13 protein-coding genes are annotated in these 14358 nt (G+C 71.4%); 2 read left to right on the forward strand and 11 right to left on the reverse strand.

Going from position 1 to position 14358, the window contains the following annotated elements; genetic code table 11:
• Window positions 1-3: 3 nt before the first annotated feature.
• The 3 genes from ACIQNU_RS22695 to ACIQNU_RS22705 are packed head-to-tail and all read right to left on the reverse strand — an operon-like array spanning window position 4 to window position 2890.
• Window positions 4-834, reverse strand: coding sequence for an ABC transporter permease (locus ACIQNU_RS22695; RefSeq protein WP_401369257.1), 831 nt, complete (start codon window positions 832-834; stop codon window positions 4-6).
• Window positions 822-1736, reverse strand: a complete 915-nt coding sequence (locus tag ACIQNU_RS22700) for an ABC transporter permease (RefSeq protein ID WP_401369260.1) — start codon at window positions 1734-1736, stop codon at window positions 822-824. The genes ACIQNU_RS22695 and ACIQNU_RS22700 overlap by 13 nt, the downstream gene beginning before the upstream one ends.
• Window positions 1733-2890: an ABC transporter substrate-binding protein gene (locus ACIQNU_RS22705; RefSeq protein WP_401369262.1), complete on the reverse strand. Its 1158-nt coding sequence runs from the start codon at window positions 2888-2890 to the stop codon at window positions 1733-1735. The genes ACIQNU_RS22700 and ACIQNU_RS22705 overlap by 4 nt, the downstream gene beginning before the upstream one ends.
• A gap of 264 nt (window positions 2891-3154) precedes the next feature.
• On the opposite strand from ACIQNU_RS22705, the gene ACIQNU_RS22710 reads away from it, so the two are divergent.
• Complete coding sequence (locus tag ACIQNU_RS22710) at window positions 3155-3910, forward strand: GntR family transcriptional regulator (RefSeq protein ID WP_401369265.1); 756 nt, start codon at window positions 3155-3157, stop codon at window positions 3908-3910.
• Here the strand turns inward: ACIQNU_RS22710 and ACIQNU_RS22715 are convergent.
• The 7 genes from ACIQNU_RS22715 to ACIQNU_RS22745 all read right to left on the reverse strand — a co-directional run bounded on the left by ACIQNU_RS22715 (window position 3907) and on the right by ACIQNU_RS22745 (window position 11340).
• Complete coding sequence (locus ACIQNU_RS22715) at window positions 3907-4362, reverse strand: Lrp/AsnC family transcriptional regulator (protein ID WP_401369267.1); 456 nt, start codon at window positions 4360-4362, stop codon at window positions 3907-3909. The genes ACIQNU_RS22710 and ACIQNU_RS22715 overlap by 4 nt on opposite strands.
• Window positions 4363-4621: 259 nt before the next feature.
• Window positions 4622-6064 carry a GuaB1 family IMP dehydrogenase-related protein gene (locus tag ACIQNU_RS22720; RefSeq protein ID WP_401369269.1) on the reverse strand — a complete coding sequence of 481 codons (1443 nt, stop codon included), beginning with the start codon at window positions 6062-6064 and terminating at the stop codon, window positions 4622-4624.
• Between the two features lie 107 nt (window positions 6065-6171).
• Window positions 6172-6585 (reverse strand): barstar family protein, encoded by a 414-nt coding sequence (locus ACIQNU_RS22725; protein ID WP_401369271.1) that lies wholly within the window; start codon window positions 6583-6585, stop codon window positions 6172-6174.
• Window positions 6582-6962 carry a ribonuclease domain-containing protein gene (locus ACIQNU_RS22730; RefSeq protein ID WP_401369908.1) on the reverse strand — a complete coding sequence of 127 codons (381 nt, stop codon included), beginning with the start codon at window positions 6960-6962 and terminating at the stop codon, window positions 6582-6584. Before ACIQNU_RS22730 ends, ACIQNU_RS22725 begins: the two co-directional genes overlap by 4 nt.
• A 133-nt stretch (window positions 6963-7095) precedes the next feature.
• A complete protein-coding gene (locus ACIQNU_RS22735; RefSeq protein ID WP_401369273.1) occupies window positions 7096-8142 on the reverse strand; it encodes a sugar-binding transcriptional regulator in 1047 nt (348 codons plus the stop codon).
• A 78-nt stretch (window positions 8143-8220) separates the two neighbouring features.
• The gene (gene rpe / locus ACIQNU_RS22740) at window positions 8221-8907 is read right to left on the reverse strand and encodes a ribulose-phosphate 3-epimerase (protein WP_401369276.1); all 687 of its coding nucleotides are present in this window, start codon (window positions 8905-8907) and stop codon (window positions 8221-8223) included.
• Window positions 8908-9117: 210 nt separating this feature from the next.
• A complete protein-coding gene (locus ACIQNU_RS22745) occupies window positions 9118-11340 on the reverse strand; it encodes an NADP-dependent isocitrate dehydrogenase (protein WP_401369279.1) in 2223 nt (740 codons plus the stop codon).
• Between the two features lie 267 nt (window positions 11341-11607).
• Between ACIQNU_RS22745 and ACIQNU_RS22750 the strand changes: the two genes are divergently transcribed.
• Window positions 11608-12816 (forward strand): cytochrome P450, encoded by a 1209-nt coding sequence (locus tag ACIQNU_RS22750; RefSeq protein ID WP_401369282.1) that lies wholly within the window; start codon window positions 11608-11610, stop codon window positions 12814-12816.
• Between the two features lie 25 nt (window positions 12817-12841).
• Here the strand turns inward: ACIQNU_RS22750 and ACIQNU_RS22755 are convergent, their stop codons facing one another.
• Window positions 12842-14272 carry an RsmB/NOP family class I SAM-dependent RNA methyltransferase gene (locus ACIQNU_RS22755; protein ID WP_401369285.1) on the reverse strand — a complete coding sequence of 477 codons (1431 nt, stop codon included), beginning with the start codon at window positions 14270-14272 and terminating at the stop codon, window positions 12842-12844.
• Window positions 14273-14358: the final 86 nt, after the last annotated feature.

Raw genomic sequence — 14358 nt, forward strand, 5'->3', positions numbered from 1 at the left:
GGGTCACTTCTGGGAGGCGTTGAGGGAGGGGGCGCGGCGTCCGCCGAACGCGGCGAGCGCGAGGAGCAGCGCCCAGGTCACGAGCAGGCTGAGCACGGACACGGCGACGGACATCTGGGCCTGCGAGCCGCTGATGTTGACGATCCACACGGCGAACGGCCGGAAGCCCAGGAGCTGCGCGACGGTGAACTCGCCGAGCACCAGCGCCAGCGTGAGGAAGGAGGCGTTGAGCAGCGCGCCGCGCAGATTGGGGAGCACCGCGCGGATCAGGGCCTGCGTCCCGTTCGCGCCACAGCTGCGGGCGGCCTCCACGAGGGTGCGGACGTCGATGGCGCGCAGCCCCGCGTCCAGCGCCCGGTACACGAACGGCAGCGCCATGACGACGTAGGCGAGGACGAGCACCACGGGGAAGTCCGGGTCCTGGACCGCCACGAAGGTCTGGAACAGCGGGGTCGTGGAGAGGTGTTCGGGTCCCCATTTGAGGACGGTGCCGATCCCGGCGACGAACGCGATCGGCGGGACGACCAGCGGCAGCGAGCACACGACCTCGACGACGGGCCGCAGCCGGGGCGCGCCGAGCCGCAGCGCGACCATCGCGGGCACCATCAGGAGCAGCACCACAGCGATGGTCGCGGCGGCGAGTTCCAGCGAGAGCAGCAGACTGGTGAGGAAGCCCTCGGTGCCCAGGATGCGGGCGTACGCGTCCAGGTTCACGCCCTGGTTCGGCACGTCGACGGTGAAGACGACCGACGCGGCCAGCGGCAGCAGGAAGTACAGGGCGGCTACGGCGAGGACCACTCCGCGCCAGGGCCGCCGGGAGGTCAGGCGAGCCATCGCGCGCTCCGTCGTTGCAGGGGCAGGTACACGGCCATCACGAGGGCCGCGACGAGGACCATGTCGAGGCTGAGGGCCAGCGCCACGTTCTCCTGGCCGACCAGGACGTTGCCCGAGATGGCGTCGGCGATCTGGAGGGTGACCAGCGGGACGGAGCTGCCGACCATCGCGGCGGCGGTCGCGTACGCGGCGAAGGCGCTGCCGAAGAGCAGGACGAAGCCGCCGAGGAGCGAGGGCGTGAGCACCGGCAGGGCCACATGGCGCCAGTACTGGGTGTGCGTGGCGCCGTTGTTCTGGGCGGCCTCGCGCCACTGGGTGCGCAGTCCGTCGAGCGCGGGTGTGATGGTGAGGACCATCAGCGGGATGAGGAAGTAGAGGTAGGTGAGGGTCAGACCGGTGAAGCTGTAGAGGTCCCAGCCCTTGTCGGCGAGGCCCAGATGGCGGGTGAGGACACCGGAGTTGCCGAGCGTGGCGACGAACGCGAACGCGAGCGGGACACCGCCGAAGTTGGCGAGGACACCGGACGCGGTGAGGACCGCCTCGCGCAGGGCGCGGAAGCGTGAGGTCACCACGGCCTGCGCGAGCAGCAGCCCGAGGACGGTGGCGATCACGGCGGAGACGGCGGACAGCTTGACGCTGCCGAGCAGCGCCGTCAGGTAGGCGCCCTGCAGCGAGGCGCTGAGGTTCGCGGTGCTGTACGAACCGGCCCCGGTGACCGGGTCCTTGACGGTGAAGGCGCCGTCCAGCATGGCGAGCGCGGGGATGCCGAAGGCGAGCGCCACGAAGACGAGCAGCGGGGCGACGGCGAGCCCGCCGGCCCCGCGGCGCCGCCGCCCGGAGGGGGCGGCGGGCGCTGCGGCGGCGCGGCGTGGCGGCGAGACGGCGGTCAGGTCGGAGGTCACCCGGAGACAGCCTTGCCCCAGCCCTGGGCGAGGACGCCCTTGGCCTTCTCCTGCTGGGCCTCGGTCGGGAAGGTCGGCGTACCGGAGACCTTCGGGAGCGCGGCGGCGGCGGTCTTGTCGAGCGTTCCGGCCTTCTCCATGGCGACCATCAGGGCCGGGCGGGCGTAGCCCTTGAGCCACAGGTTCTGGCCCTCGGCGCTGTAGAGGTACTCCTGCCACAGCCGGGCGGCGGCCGGGTGCGGGGCGTCCTTGTTGATGGCCTGCGAGTAGTACTGGGCGAACTTGCCGTCCTCGGGGACCGAGACCTTCCAGTCGACGCCCTTGCTCTCGAACTCGTCGGCGTACCCGGCGTTGAGGTAGTCCCAGTCGATGGAGATGGGCGTCTCGCCCTTCTCGACGGTGGCGGGCGTCGACTCGACGGGCGTGTAGTTGCCGTTCTTCTTGAGCTGCGCGAAGAAGTCGAGGCCGGGCTGGATGTCGTCGAAGGAGCCGCCGTTGGCGACGGCCGCCGCGTAGACACCGCCGAACGCGGAGCCGGACTTGGTCGGGTTGCCGTTGAGGGCGACCTTGCCCTTGTACTCGGGCTTCAGGAGGTCCTTGAAGGTGGTCGGGCAGACCTTGACGCGCTTGGCGTCGCAGCCGATGGAGACATAGCCGCCGTAGTCGTTGAACCAGCGGCCCTCCGGGTCCTTCTGGCCCTCGGGGATGTCGCCGAAGGCGGCGACCTTGTAGGGGGCGGTCAGGCCCTGCTGGGCGGCGCTGAGCGCGAAGGAGCTGCCGAGGTCGAGGACGTCGGGGGCGCGCTTCTGGCCCTTGCGCGAGGTGACCGCGTTGATCTCGTCCTGGCTGCTGCCGTCGGGGTTCTCGACCTCGATCTTGATGCCGTACTTCTTGGTGAAGCCGTCGATCAGCGCACCGTAGTTGGCCCAGTCGCGGGGCAGCGCGATGGCGTTGAGCGTGCCTTCCTTCTTCGCCGCGGCGACCAGGGCGTCCATACCGCCGAAGTCCTCGGCGGAGGTCGCGGTGGCCGCGCTCTTGCCGTCGCCGGCCGAGGTCGACTTGTCGGGGGCCGCGCCACAGGCGCTGAGGGTGAGGGCGGCGACGGCCGCCAGGCCGCCGGCGAGGACGGCGCTTCTCGGCAGGGACACGGTCACGATCTCTCCTGGGGTGCTGCCCGGCGGAACGGTACGGGCATGAGCGGGACAGAACTTGTTCGAACAAGTTGCTCCCAGTAGGCCCGGCGCCGATGTCCCGTCGGTTAACTCCGGGCGAACCGCTTCCGCCGGTTCCCCGGACACTCGCTCTCGGCACAGGGCACACATGGACCTCGTTTATCGTGGTCGCGTTGTGTGTGCTGTGCACAGCCACCGAGCTGCTCGGACAGCTGCCGACGGAAGAGGGAAGGCGGAAGGCGGAGCATGACGGCCCGACATGAGGAGATCGCCGAGGAGTTGCGCCGGGCGATCGACCGCGAGGAGTACGCCGTGGGCGGACTCCTGCCGCCCGAGACGGAGCTGGCGGCCCGGTACGCCGTCGCGCGCGGCACCGTCCGGCAGGCCGTCGCCGCGCTCACCGCCGAGGGGCTGATCGGGTCCCGGCAGGGCGCGCGCCGCGTGGTCCTGGCCAGCCGCCGCAGCCAGAGCTTCGCCGAACTCCGCAGCTTCGCGCAGTGGGCCCGCTCGATGGGGCGTACGGCGACGGGCCGGGTGGTGGAGTCCGAGTACCGCCAGGCCACGGCGCCGGACGCGCTGCGCCTCCAACTGGGGCCCGGAGCAAGGGTCCTGTCGGTGCTGCGGCTGCGCGGCCTGGACGGCGAGCCGGTCCTCCTGGAGCGGACCGTCTACGCGGACTGGATCGCGCCCGCCGTGGAGCGCATCGAGTCGGATTGCCCGTCGGTGACGCAGCGTCTGTTCGAGGACACGGGCCTGGTGTTCGCGTACGGGGAGCACCTGATAGACGCGGTCGCGGCGGGCGCGCGGGACGCGGAACTCCTCGGCGTGCGCCGGACCAGCCCGCTGCTGCGGGTGCGCCGGATCACGACGACCCGCGAGGGCCGCCCGGTGGAGTGGTCCGACGACCGCTACCGCTCGGACACGGTCAGCTTCAGCGTGCACAACTCGATCGGCAACAACGCGCTGGCACGGCAGACGGGACCGGGGCTCGGCCTCGGCTAACCAGGTGCTCCGGAGGAGAAGCGCCTGAGCAGCGGCGACAGTACGAGCACCGACTTGGTGCGCTCCACGTACGGCTCTCCCGCGATCCGTTCGAGCACCCGCTCGAAGTGGCGCATGTCGGAGGCGAAGACCTGCACGATCGCGTCCGCCTCACCGGTCACGGTGGACGCCGACACGATCTCCGGATAGCGCTCCAGACCCCGGTGGATGGTCTCGGGCGAGGTCTTGCCCCGGCAGTAGATCTCCACGAATCCCTCGGTCTCCCAGCCGAGCGCCGCCGGGTCCACCCGCACGGTGAACCCGGTGATGGCGCCGATGGCGCGCAGCCGGTCGACGCGCCGCTTCACGGCGGGCGCCGAAAGGCCCACCTGCTGGCCGATGTCCGCGAAGGAGCGGCGGGCGTCTTCGGCGAGGGCGTGCACGATGCGTTCGTCGAGGTCGTTCAGTCGCACGGAGGGTGGATCACTTCTCTCAGGGGCGGCGCGGGGGGTGGCTGTACAGGAAGTAGAACACGGGCCGCCGCTGGTCAGACGGCGTCGTCCCCGGGCCGGTCCGCGGCCTGCTTGCTGGTGCCGAGCGCCGCGCCGATCTGGGTCCACGAGGCACCGGCGGCGCGGGCCGCGCGGACGGAGACCGGGCGTCCGTAGGCCGCTTGACGTCAAGCGGCCCTGACGTCAAGCGCGGCCCTGACGGATCTCTTGGGCCGGTGCCTCAGTTCCAGCTCGCGTGCAGCGGCTTCCCCTCGGCGTATCCGGCCGCGCTCTGCACCCCGACGATCGCCTTCTCGGCGAACTCCTCCAGCGAGTTCGCGCCGGCGTAGGTGCAGGAGGAGCGGACGCCCGCGATGATCGAGTCGATCAGGTCCTCGACACCGGGACGGCCCGGGTCGAGGAACATCCGCGAGGTGGAGATGCCCTCCTCGAAGAGCCCCTTGCGGGCCCGGTCGTACGCCGACTCGTCGCTGGTGCGGTTACGGACGGCCCGCGCCGACGCCATGCCGAAGGACTCCTTGTAGAGGCGCCCGTCGGCGGCCTGCTGGAGGTCGCCCGGCGACTCGTACGTACCGGCGAACCAGGAGCCGATCATCACGTTGGACGCCCCGGCGGCCAGCGCCATCGCCACGTCCCTCGGGTGCCGTACGCCACCGTCGGCCCACACGTGCTTGCCGTACTTCTTCGCCTCGGCCGCGCACTCCAGGACCGCCGAGAACTGCGGGCGGCCGACCCCGGTCATCATGCGCGTGGTGCACATCGCGCCGGGTCCGACACCGACCTTGACGATGTCGGCGCCCGCCTCGATCAGGTCGCGTACGCCCTCGGCGGCGACGATGTTCCCGGCCACCAGCGGCACCTTCGGGCCGAGCGCCCGGACGGCCTTGATCGCGGAGATCATCGACTCCTGGTGGCCGTGCGCGGTGTCCACGACGAGGGTGTCGACCCCGGCGTCGAGGAGCTGCTTGGCCTTGCCCGCGACATCGCCGTTGATGCCGACGGCGGCGGCGATCCGCAGCCGCCCTCCGGCATCGGTGGCCGGTGTGTAGAGGGTCGCGCGCAGCGCACCGCGCCGGGTCAGGATGCCGAGCAGCCGCCCGTCGCCGTCCACGGCGGGGGCGTACCGGCGGTTGGCGCCGTCGAGCCGGTGGAACGCCTCGCGCGGCTCTATGTCCGCGTCGAGGATCACCAGGTCACGGGACATGACCTCGGACAGCTGCGTGAAGCGGTCCACGCCGGTCAGGTCCTCGTCGGTGACGACACCGACCGGGCGGTGCTGCTCGTCCACGACCACACCGGCGTTGTGCGCGCGCTTGGGCAGCAGCGCGAGCGCGTCCGCGACCGTCTGGTGCGGGGCGAGCACGATGGGGGTGTCCAGGACGAGGTGGCGCTGCTTGACCCAGGAGATGACGTCGGTGACGACCTCGATCGGGATGTCCTGCGGGATGACGACGAGTCCGCCGCGCCGGGCGACGGTCTCGGCCATCCGGCGGCCGGCGATCGCGGTCATGTTCGCGACGACGAGCGGGATGGTGGTGCCCGTGCCGTCCGGCGACGCCAGGTCGACGCCCTGCCGGGAGCCCACCGCGGAACGGCTCGGCACCATGAAGACGTCGTCGTACGTCAGGTCGTACGGAGGCTGGAGGTCATTGAGGAAACGCACGTGCCGCTCATCCCAGTCGATCAGAGGTGGCCCCCGGACAGGTCAGCCGGGGGGAAGAGCACGTACTTCAGTGTCCCATGGCGGCGGGAATGCCCATTCCGGGACGATCATCCAGGCGTCGCCGACCCGCCGTCGTCGGATCCTCCAGGATCGCGGCCCGGGTCGCGGCCCGGGTCGCCGAGGGCGAGCAGGATCTCCATCCCGGTGTCCTGGCCACGCCAGTACGCGACGGCGTCCGCGAAGACCTCCTGTGCGGTGCCCCACTCCTCGGGCCGGGCCTGCGCATACGTCTGCCAGCCCGTGACGAGGAGGACCCGGCCCTGAGCGGGCGGGGCCCAGGACAGGTCGGTGAGGCAGTCGGCGAGCGCGTCCCAGTTCCGGCCGAACCAGTCGGGCAGGTCGAGGGCGCGGGCGCAGCGCTCCATGAAGGCGGCCTTGTCGGCGACGCCCCGGAGGTCGAGCCGTGTCGTGGTCCAGTCGCTCGCGCGCAGTGCCTGGGTCAGGGTGGGCCCGGCCGTCATCGCAGTACCGCCTTGAAGGACGCGTAGTGGTCGTCGGTGTAGTAGATCTCGCCGCCGTCACCGCTGACGAGGCGCCGCGCGCCCCGGTCCCGGGAGCCGGGCGTGGGAACGGTGTACTCGTGGTAATACCCGCGCTGGTGCTGTGGCAGCAGCCGCTCGAAGTTCCCGAAGACCGCACCGTCCTTGGCGTACGGGAACGGGCCGCCCTTGTCGATGAGGCGGAGGGTGTCACGGGCCTCGGCGGGCAACCGGTCGGCGGCGACGGTGGCCATGCCGTGCGCCCAGCCGGGGGCGGTGACGGAGGAGGCGGCCGGTCCGGCGCCCTTGTCGGCGGCGCCGCATCCCACCAGTCCACCGGCGAGACCGGCCAGGGCCATCAGGAAGATCAGGACGATCGGGAGGGAGTGACGGACACTCCGCGCGGACGGGCTCCGGGCCGACTTCAGCACCATGACACCGTTCTTCAGCACCATGACACCGATGCTGGCACGCACCCCCGCGTCCGGCCCGTCATCCCTCGCCGTCGGGGTCCTCGCGGGCGAGCGCGGGGCGCGGCGGGGGTCCGGCCGCCATCAGGTAGTCCGCCGCGGCGGTGTCCGTGACGAGGCTGGTGACCAGGCCCGAGCGGAGCACCGCGTCGATCGCGGGGGCCTTGCGCTGCCCGCCCGCGATGGCGATGACCTCGGGGATACGGCGCAGCCGGTCGGCCTCGACCGTTATACAGCGCTCCCCCAGGTCCCGCCCGATCCGGCGGCCCTCCGCGTCGAAGAGGTGCGCCGACATCTCGGCGGCGACCCCGAGCGAGGCGTAGTGGGAGCGCTCCTCGTCCGTGAGCATGTCGTGGACGGTGGAGATACCGGCCTCCCAGGAGCCGATGGAGACGCAGGCGACGGTCACCTTGTCGAAGTACTCGAAGGCGCGGGCGATCCCGGTCTGATGGCGCAGCGCGGTGGCGGTGGCCGCGTCGGGCAGCAGCATGGGCGCGTAGATGGGGTGGGCGTCGCCGCCGGACACCTGGGCGGCCCTGCGGACCGCCTCGACGGAGCCGCGCTCGGCGGTCCCGGCGTCGTAGACACCCGTGAGCTGCACGACCGTGCAGGGCGGCAGCCGGTCGAGCGCCGCCGCCATGTGGATGGTCGAGCGGCCCCAGGCCAGACCGAGGACATCGCCCTCCGCGACCAGCTCACCGAGGAGGTCGGCGGCGACCTCGCCCAGGTTCTCGGGGTCGGGCGACTCCTCGGCCTCGGCGGGTGACTCCACGACCACGGCGTGCCGCAGGCCGTAGCGGGCGCGCAGCATGTCGGAGCGCTCCGCGTCCAGCTCGGCGGGTACGCGGATCTCGATGCGGACGAGATCGCGCTCCAGAGCGGTCTCCAGGACCCGGGCCACCTTGAAGCGGCTCACGCCGAACTCCTCGGCGATCTGGATCTTGGACTTGCCCTCAAGGTAGAAGCGGCGGGCCATGGCCGCCGCCTGCACCAGCTCGGCGGGTCCCATCCGCAGAGCTGATCGGCCCGCCGACAAGCCAGTCACGGCTTTCTCCTCACTGCTGTTCACAACCTGGATTCGCCGTTCATCCTTGCAGATCCGGCGTACTTGATCAGCCCTGAAGGACGGCGTTCACGTTCCCGTGGCTCAGTGGTCGCATGCCCATGCCGCGCCCGCGGTGGCCACCTCCGCACGGGTGCGCAGTGCACGTACCGCGTCGGCGGGGTCGGCGGCGCCGTACACCGCGGAGCCCGCGACGAAGACGTCCGCGCCCGCCTCGGCGCACCTCTCAATGGTGGAATCCGAGACTCCGCCGTCCACCTGGAGCCACAGCTCCAGGCCGTGCTTGGTGATCAGCTCCCTGGTCCGGCGGATCTTCGGCAGCATGATGTCGAGGAACGCCTGCCCGCCGAAGCCGGGCTCGACCGTCATGACCAGCAGCATGTCGAGTTCCGGGAGCAGATCCTCGTACGGTTCGATCGGGGTTGCCGGCTTCAGCGCCATGGAGGCGCGGGCGCCCTTGGCGCGGATCTCCCGCGCCAGCCGCACGGGCGCCGCCGCCGCCTCGACGTGGAAGGTGACCGACCCGGCGCCCGCCTCGATGTACTGCGGGGCCCAGCGGTCGGGGTCCTCGATCATCAGATGGCAGTCGAGCGGGGTGTCCGTGGCGCGCGCCAGGGACTCCACCACCGGGACCCCGAGGGTGAGGTTGGGGACGAAGTGGTTGTCCATCACGTCGACGTGGAGCCAGTCGGCGCCCTCCACCGCGCGCGCCTCATCGGCGAGACGGGCGAAGTCGGCGGAGAGAATACTGGGATTGATCTGCGCGGCCATGCCTCAAGCCTGCCATGCCCGACGCACCTCGCCCGCGTCGGTCCGTACCAATCCTTTACTAAGACACTGCGTGCCGCGCCACCTGGTTGGTACGGGGGGATATGGCGACGAATACGGCACGGGGTGCCATCTCTTGTCGCGTATGCGCAGCCGGACACACGTCCGCCCCGGCCGGGCGGTGCGCGGCCGGGGCGGACTTCTTACAGGTGATCAGGCTCGGAGCGAGTCGATCGCCTGGTTGAACGTCTTCGACGGGCGCATCACGGCCGCCGCCTTGGCCGGGTCGGGCTGGTAGTAGCCGCCGATGTCGACCGGGGAGCCCTGGACGGCGATCAGCTCGTCGACGATGGTGCTCTCCTGCTCGCCGAGCACCTTGGCGAGCGGCGCGAACGCCTCGGCGAGCTGGGCGTCGCCGGTCTGCCGGGCCAGCTCCTGCGCCCAGTACAGGGCGAGGTAGAAGTGGCTGCCCCGGTTGTCGATGCCGCCCAGCTTCCGGCTCGGCGACTTGTCCTCGTTGAGGAAGGTGCCGGTGGCGCGGTCCAGGGTGTCGGCGAGCACCTGTGCGCGGGCGTTGCCGGTGGTGGTCGCCAGGTGCTCGAAGCTGACCGCGAGCGCCAGGAACTCACCGAGGCTGTCCCAGCGCAGGTAGTCCTCCTTGACGAGCTGCTGCACGTGCTTGGGGGCGGAGCCGCCGGCGCCGGTCTCGAAGAGCCCGCCGCCGTTCATCAGCGGGACGACCGAGAGCATCTTCGCGCTCGTGCCCAGCTCCAGGATCGGGAACAGGTCGGTCAGATAGTCACGCAGCACGTTGCCGGTGACGGAGATCGTGTTCTCGCCCCGGCGGATGCGCTCCAGCGAGAACGTGATGGCGTCGACCGGGGCCAGGATCTCGATCCGCAGACCCTCGGTGTCGTGCTCCGGCAGGTACCGCTTGACCTTCTCGATCAGCTGGGCGTCGTGCGCGCGGCCCTCGTCGAGCCAGAACACGGCCGGGTCACCGGTGGCGCGGGCGCGGGTGACGGCGAGCTTGACCCAGTCCTGGATCGGCAGGTCCTTGGTCTGGCACATCCGGAAGATGTCACCGGCGCCCACGGCCTGCTCCAGGACCACGTTCCCGGCCGTGTCCACGACACGCACGGTGCCGGTGGTGGCGATCTCGAACGTCTTGTCGTGGCTGCCGTACTCCTCGGCCTTCTGCGCCATGAGACCGACGTTCGGCACCGAGCCCATGGTCGACGGGTCGTACGCGCCGTGGGCGCGGCAGTCGTCGATGACGGCCTGGTAGATGCCGGAGTAGCTGCTGTCGGGGAGCACCGCGAGGGTGTCGGCCTCCTCGCCGTCCGGGCCCCACATGTGCCCGGAGGTGCGGATCATGGCCGGCATGGACGCGTCCACGATGACATCGCTGGGGACGTGCAGGTTGGTGATGCCGCGGTCCGAGTCGACCATCGCGAGCGCGGGGCCCTCGGCGATCTCGGCCTCGAAGGACGCCTTGACCGCGGCGCCGTCGGGCAGCGTCTCCAGGCCCTTGAGGATGCCGCCGAGGCCGTCGTTCGGGGAGAGCCCGGCGGCGGCCAGGGTCTCGCCGTACGCGGCGAACGTCTTCGGGAAGAACGCGCGCACCACATGGCCGAAGATGATCGGGTCGGAGACCTTCATCATCGTCGCCTTGAGGTGCACCGAGAACAGGACGTCCTCGGCCTTGGCACGGGCGATCTGCGCGGTCAGGAACTCACGCAGCGGCGCGACACGCAGCACGGACGCGTCGACGACCTCGCCCGCGAGCACCGGCACGGACGCGCGCAGGACGGTGGTGGTGCCGTCGTCCCCGGCCAGCTCGATGCGGAGCGCACCGGCCTCGGTGACGACGGCGGACTTCTCGGTGGAGCGGAAGTCGTCGGTGCCCATGGTGGCGACGTTCGTCTTCGACGCGGACGACCAGGCGCCCATGCGGTGCGGGTGCGCCTTGGCGTAGTTCTTCACCGACGCGGGCGCGCGGCGGTCGGAGTTGCCCTCGCGCAGCACCGGGTTCACGGCGCTGCCCTTGACCTTGTCGTAACGGGCGCGGATGTCGCGCTCCTCGTCGGTCTTCGGGTCGTCCGGGTAGTCCGGCAGCGCGTAGCCCTGCGCCTGCAGCTCCGCGACGGCCGCCTTCAGCTGCGGGATCGACGCCGAGATGTTCGGCAGCTTGATGATGTTCGCGCGCGGCGTCTTGGCCAGCTCGCCCAGCTCGGCGAGAGCGTCATCGATACGCTGCCCTTCCTGGAGATACTCCGGGAAACCGGCGATGATCCGCCCCGCCAGCGAGATGTCACGGCTGTCCACCGTGACCCCGGCGGTCGAGGCGTACGCCTGGATGACGGGCAGGAACGAATACGTCGCCAAGGCCGGGGCCTCGTCGGTGTGCGTATAGATGATGGTCGAGTCAGTCACCGGGTGCTCCGCTCCACTCCACGTCTGCGACATTTCCACGTCTGCAACATTGCTCGACATCAAGATATCCCGACCCCCACCCACTCTCGACAGGGCCCTGTCGGCCGCACATCGCGAGACACGCACCGGCTCGATACGACCGGCCTGATGCGACCGGCTGGATACGACCAGGGGCCGATTGGCGCACCGGAAGGTGTCCCGAGGTTCTGGCAACCCCGGATTGGCATATGCATGAACCAGCGAAGGCGGCTGAAAAGGGAGAACCGCGTGACACCCCGAAGCAGTGAAGCGATCCCGTGCCCGTTCGACTTCAGCGAGGGACTGGACTTCGACCCCGCACTCGCGGCGCTGATGGCCCGCGACTCGCTCCCCCTGATCAGACTTCCGTACGGCGACCGCGACGCGTGGCTCGTCACCGGGTTCGACAGCGTGCGCCAGGTGACCAACGATCCCCGGTTCAGCCGGGCGGAGATCACGGGATGCGACTATCCGCGGCTGACGCCGGAACCCATCGTCTCGCCGGAGTCGATCAATGTGATGGACCCGCCGGACAGCAGCCGCCTCAGACGCCTGGCGTCGCAGGCGTTCACCACCCCGCACGTGGACCGGATGCGGCTCGACATCTCCCGGCTCGCCGACACCCTCCTCGACGAGATGGCCGGCCAGGGGCGCCCAGCGGACCTGGTCCGCCATCTGTCGAACCAGCTCCCGCAGCTGACGATCTACGACGTCCTGGGGATCGCGCGCGACGACTGGCCCCGGATGCAGCGCTACACCCACCAGCTCCTCGCCACAGGTCCGGGCAGCCGCGAGACCGCCGCGAGCGCCAAGGCGGAGCTGCGGAGCTACTTCGGCGCCCTGGTCGCCGAGCGGCGGCGCTCCCCGGGGCAGGACCTGATCAGCGCACTGGCCGCGGCCAAGGACGGCGAGGACGCGCTCGACGACGGGGAGTTGGCGGTCATGGCCCTGACGCTGGCGCTCAGCGGCCAGGACACCGCCACCTGCCAGATCAGCAACATCGCGTACGTGCTGCTGACCCGCCCCGACCTGATGCGCCACCTCAGGAACCGCCCGGAGACACTGACCGACGTCCTGAACGAACTGCTCCGCGTCATCCCCTTCCGCAAGGGCGTCGGCATTCCCCGCGTCGCCCTGGCGGACGTGGAGATGGACGGCGTACGGATCAAGGCCGGCGACTTCGTCCATGTCTCGTATCTGACGGCGAACCACGACCCCGCGCGCTATCCGGACCCGCACGCCATCGACCCGGACCGGCCGCCCGCCCCGCACATGACCTTCGGCTGGGGCGGACACCGGTGCATCGCCGTCCCGCTGGCCATGGCCGAGCTGGAGGTCGCGATCGGACGGCTCCTGGAACGGTTCCCGGCGCTGCGGCTCGCGGTCCCCCCGGACCGGATCCGCTGGGACACGCACACGATCCGGCGCTTCCCGCTGGAGCTGCCGGTGACCTGGTAGCCGCCGTGGATGGGTCCGCCGTGGCTCAGTCCGTGCGCCGCAGCAGCGCCAGGTACATCGCGTCCGTGCCGTGCACATGCGGCCAGAGCTGGATGTCGGGCCCGTCGCCGAGCGCGGGGACGCCGGGCAGCAGCGGGCGGGCGTCGATCAGTTCGGCGCCGCCCCGGTGGGCGAGGACGTCGTCCACGACGGCCCGGGTCTCCGCGAGATGCGGGGAGCAGGTCGCGTAGCCGACGACTCCGCCGACCCGGGCGGCGTCCAGCGCGTTCTCCAGGAGGGACCGCTGAAGCGGCGCGAACCCGGCGAGGTCGTCGGGGCGCCGCCGCCAGCGGGCCTCGGGACGGCGGCGCAGGGCGCCGAGCCCGGTGCACGGCACGTCGACCAGGACCCGGTCGAAGGAGCCGGGCCGCCACGGCGGGCGGGTCCCGTCGGCGGCGATGACCTGGTACGGGCCCGGGTTGCCCGCGAGCGCCTGGGCGACGAGCCCGGCGCGGTGCGGCTGCTTCTCGGCGGCGAGCAGCGCGGCGCCGCGTTCGGCGGCGATCCCCGCGAGCAGCGCGGCCTTGCCACCGGGGCCGGCGCAGCCGTCGAGCCACCGCTCGTCGCGGCCTTCGACGGGCGCGTGCGCGAGGGCGAGCGCGACGAGCTGACTGCCCTCGTCCTGGACACCGGCCCGGCCTTCGCGCACCGCGTCGAGCGCGCCGGGCTCCCCGCCCTCGGTGAGCCGCACGGCATACGGCGACCAGCGGCCCGGCAGCGCCCGCTCGCCGAGGCCGTCGAGCAGTTCACCGGCGCCGATCCGGCCCGGCCGGGCGACGAGGGTGACCTCGGGCCGCTCGTTGTCGGCTTCGAGCAGCTCCTCGATCCCGGCCCGGCCGCCGCCGAGCGCGTCCCACAGCGCCGACACGACCCAGCGCGGATGCGAGTGGACGACGGAGAGATGGTCCTCGGGGTCCTCGTCGTACGGGGGCGCGACCAGCTCCAGCCAGCCGTCGAGGTCGTTCCCCGCGATCTTGCGGAGCACGGCGTTGACGAATTTGGCGCGGCCGTCGCCGAGGACGACCCGGGCCAGCTCGACGGAGGCGGAGACGGCGGCGTGCGAGGGGATACGGGTGCCGAGCAACTGATGGGCGCCCAGGCTCAGGACGTCCAGGACGGGCGGGTCCACCTCGCGCAGCGGCCGGTCGACGCAGGCCGAGATCACGGCGTCGTAGGTGCCCTGGCGGCGCAGCGTCCCGTACACCAGCTCGGTGGCGAGGGCGGCGTCCCGGTCGTCGAAGCCGCCCTTCTCCCGGGCCCTGCGCAGCAGCGGCGGAAGGACGAGATTGGCGTACGCGTCCCGCTCGTCGACGGCCCGCAGCGCCTCGAAGGCGAGGATCCGAACGGGGTCCTTCTTGGGGCGGCGGTAGGGCTTGCCGCCCTGTTTGCCGGGGTGGCGACGCGGCTGCTCGTTCACGAAAAGGTGCTCCGGGGAAGAGGGGACGTGCACCGACCAGCGTACGTCGTGGCCGGGCCTCGCCCGCTCTCCCCCGGAGCACCGTC

This window comes from Streptomyces sp. NPDC091292, assembly GCF_044757265.1.
In the GTDB taxonomy this organism is placed as follows: domain Bacteria; phylum Actinomycetota; class Actinomycetes; order Streptomycetales; family Streptomycetaceae; genus Streptomyces.

Bases quoted from the DNA above. Each gene is read 5' to 3' on its own strand.
- ACIQNU_RS22695 (WP_401369257.1), bottom strand. From the start codon at position 834: ATGGCTCGCCTGACCTCCCGGCGGCCCTGGCGCGGAGTGGTCCTCGCC.
- ACIQNU_RS22710 (WP_401369265.1), top strand. From the start codon at position 3,155: ATGACGGCCCGACATGAGGAGATCGCCGAGGAGTTGCGCCGGGCGATC.
- ACIQNU_RS22725 (WP_401369271.1), bottom strand. From the start codon at position 6,585: ATGACGGCCGGGCCCACCCTGACCCAGGCACTGCGCGCGAGCGACTGG.
- ACIQNU_RS22730 (WP_401369908.1), bottom strand. From the start codon at position 6,962: ATGGCCCTGGCCGGTCTCGCCGGTGGACTGGTGGGATGCGGCGCCGCC.
- rpe (WP_401369276.1), bottom strand. From the start codon at position 8,907: ATGGCCGCGCAGATCAATCCCAGTATTCTCTCCGCCGACTTCGCCCGT.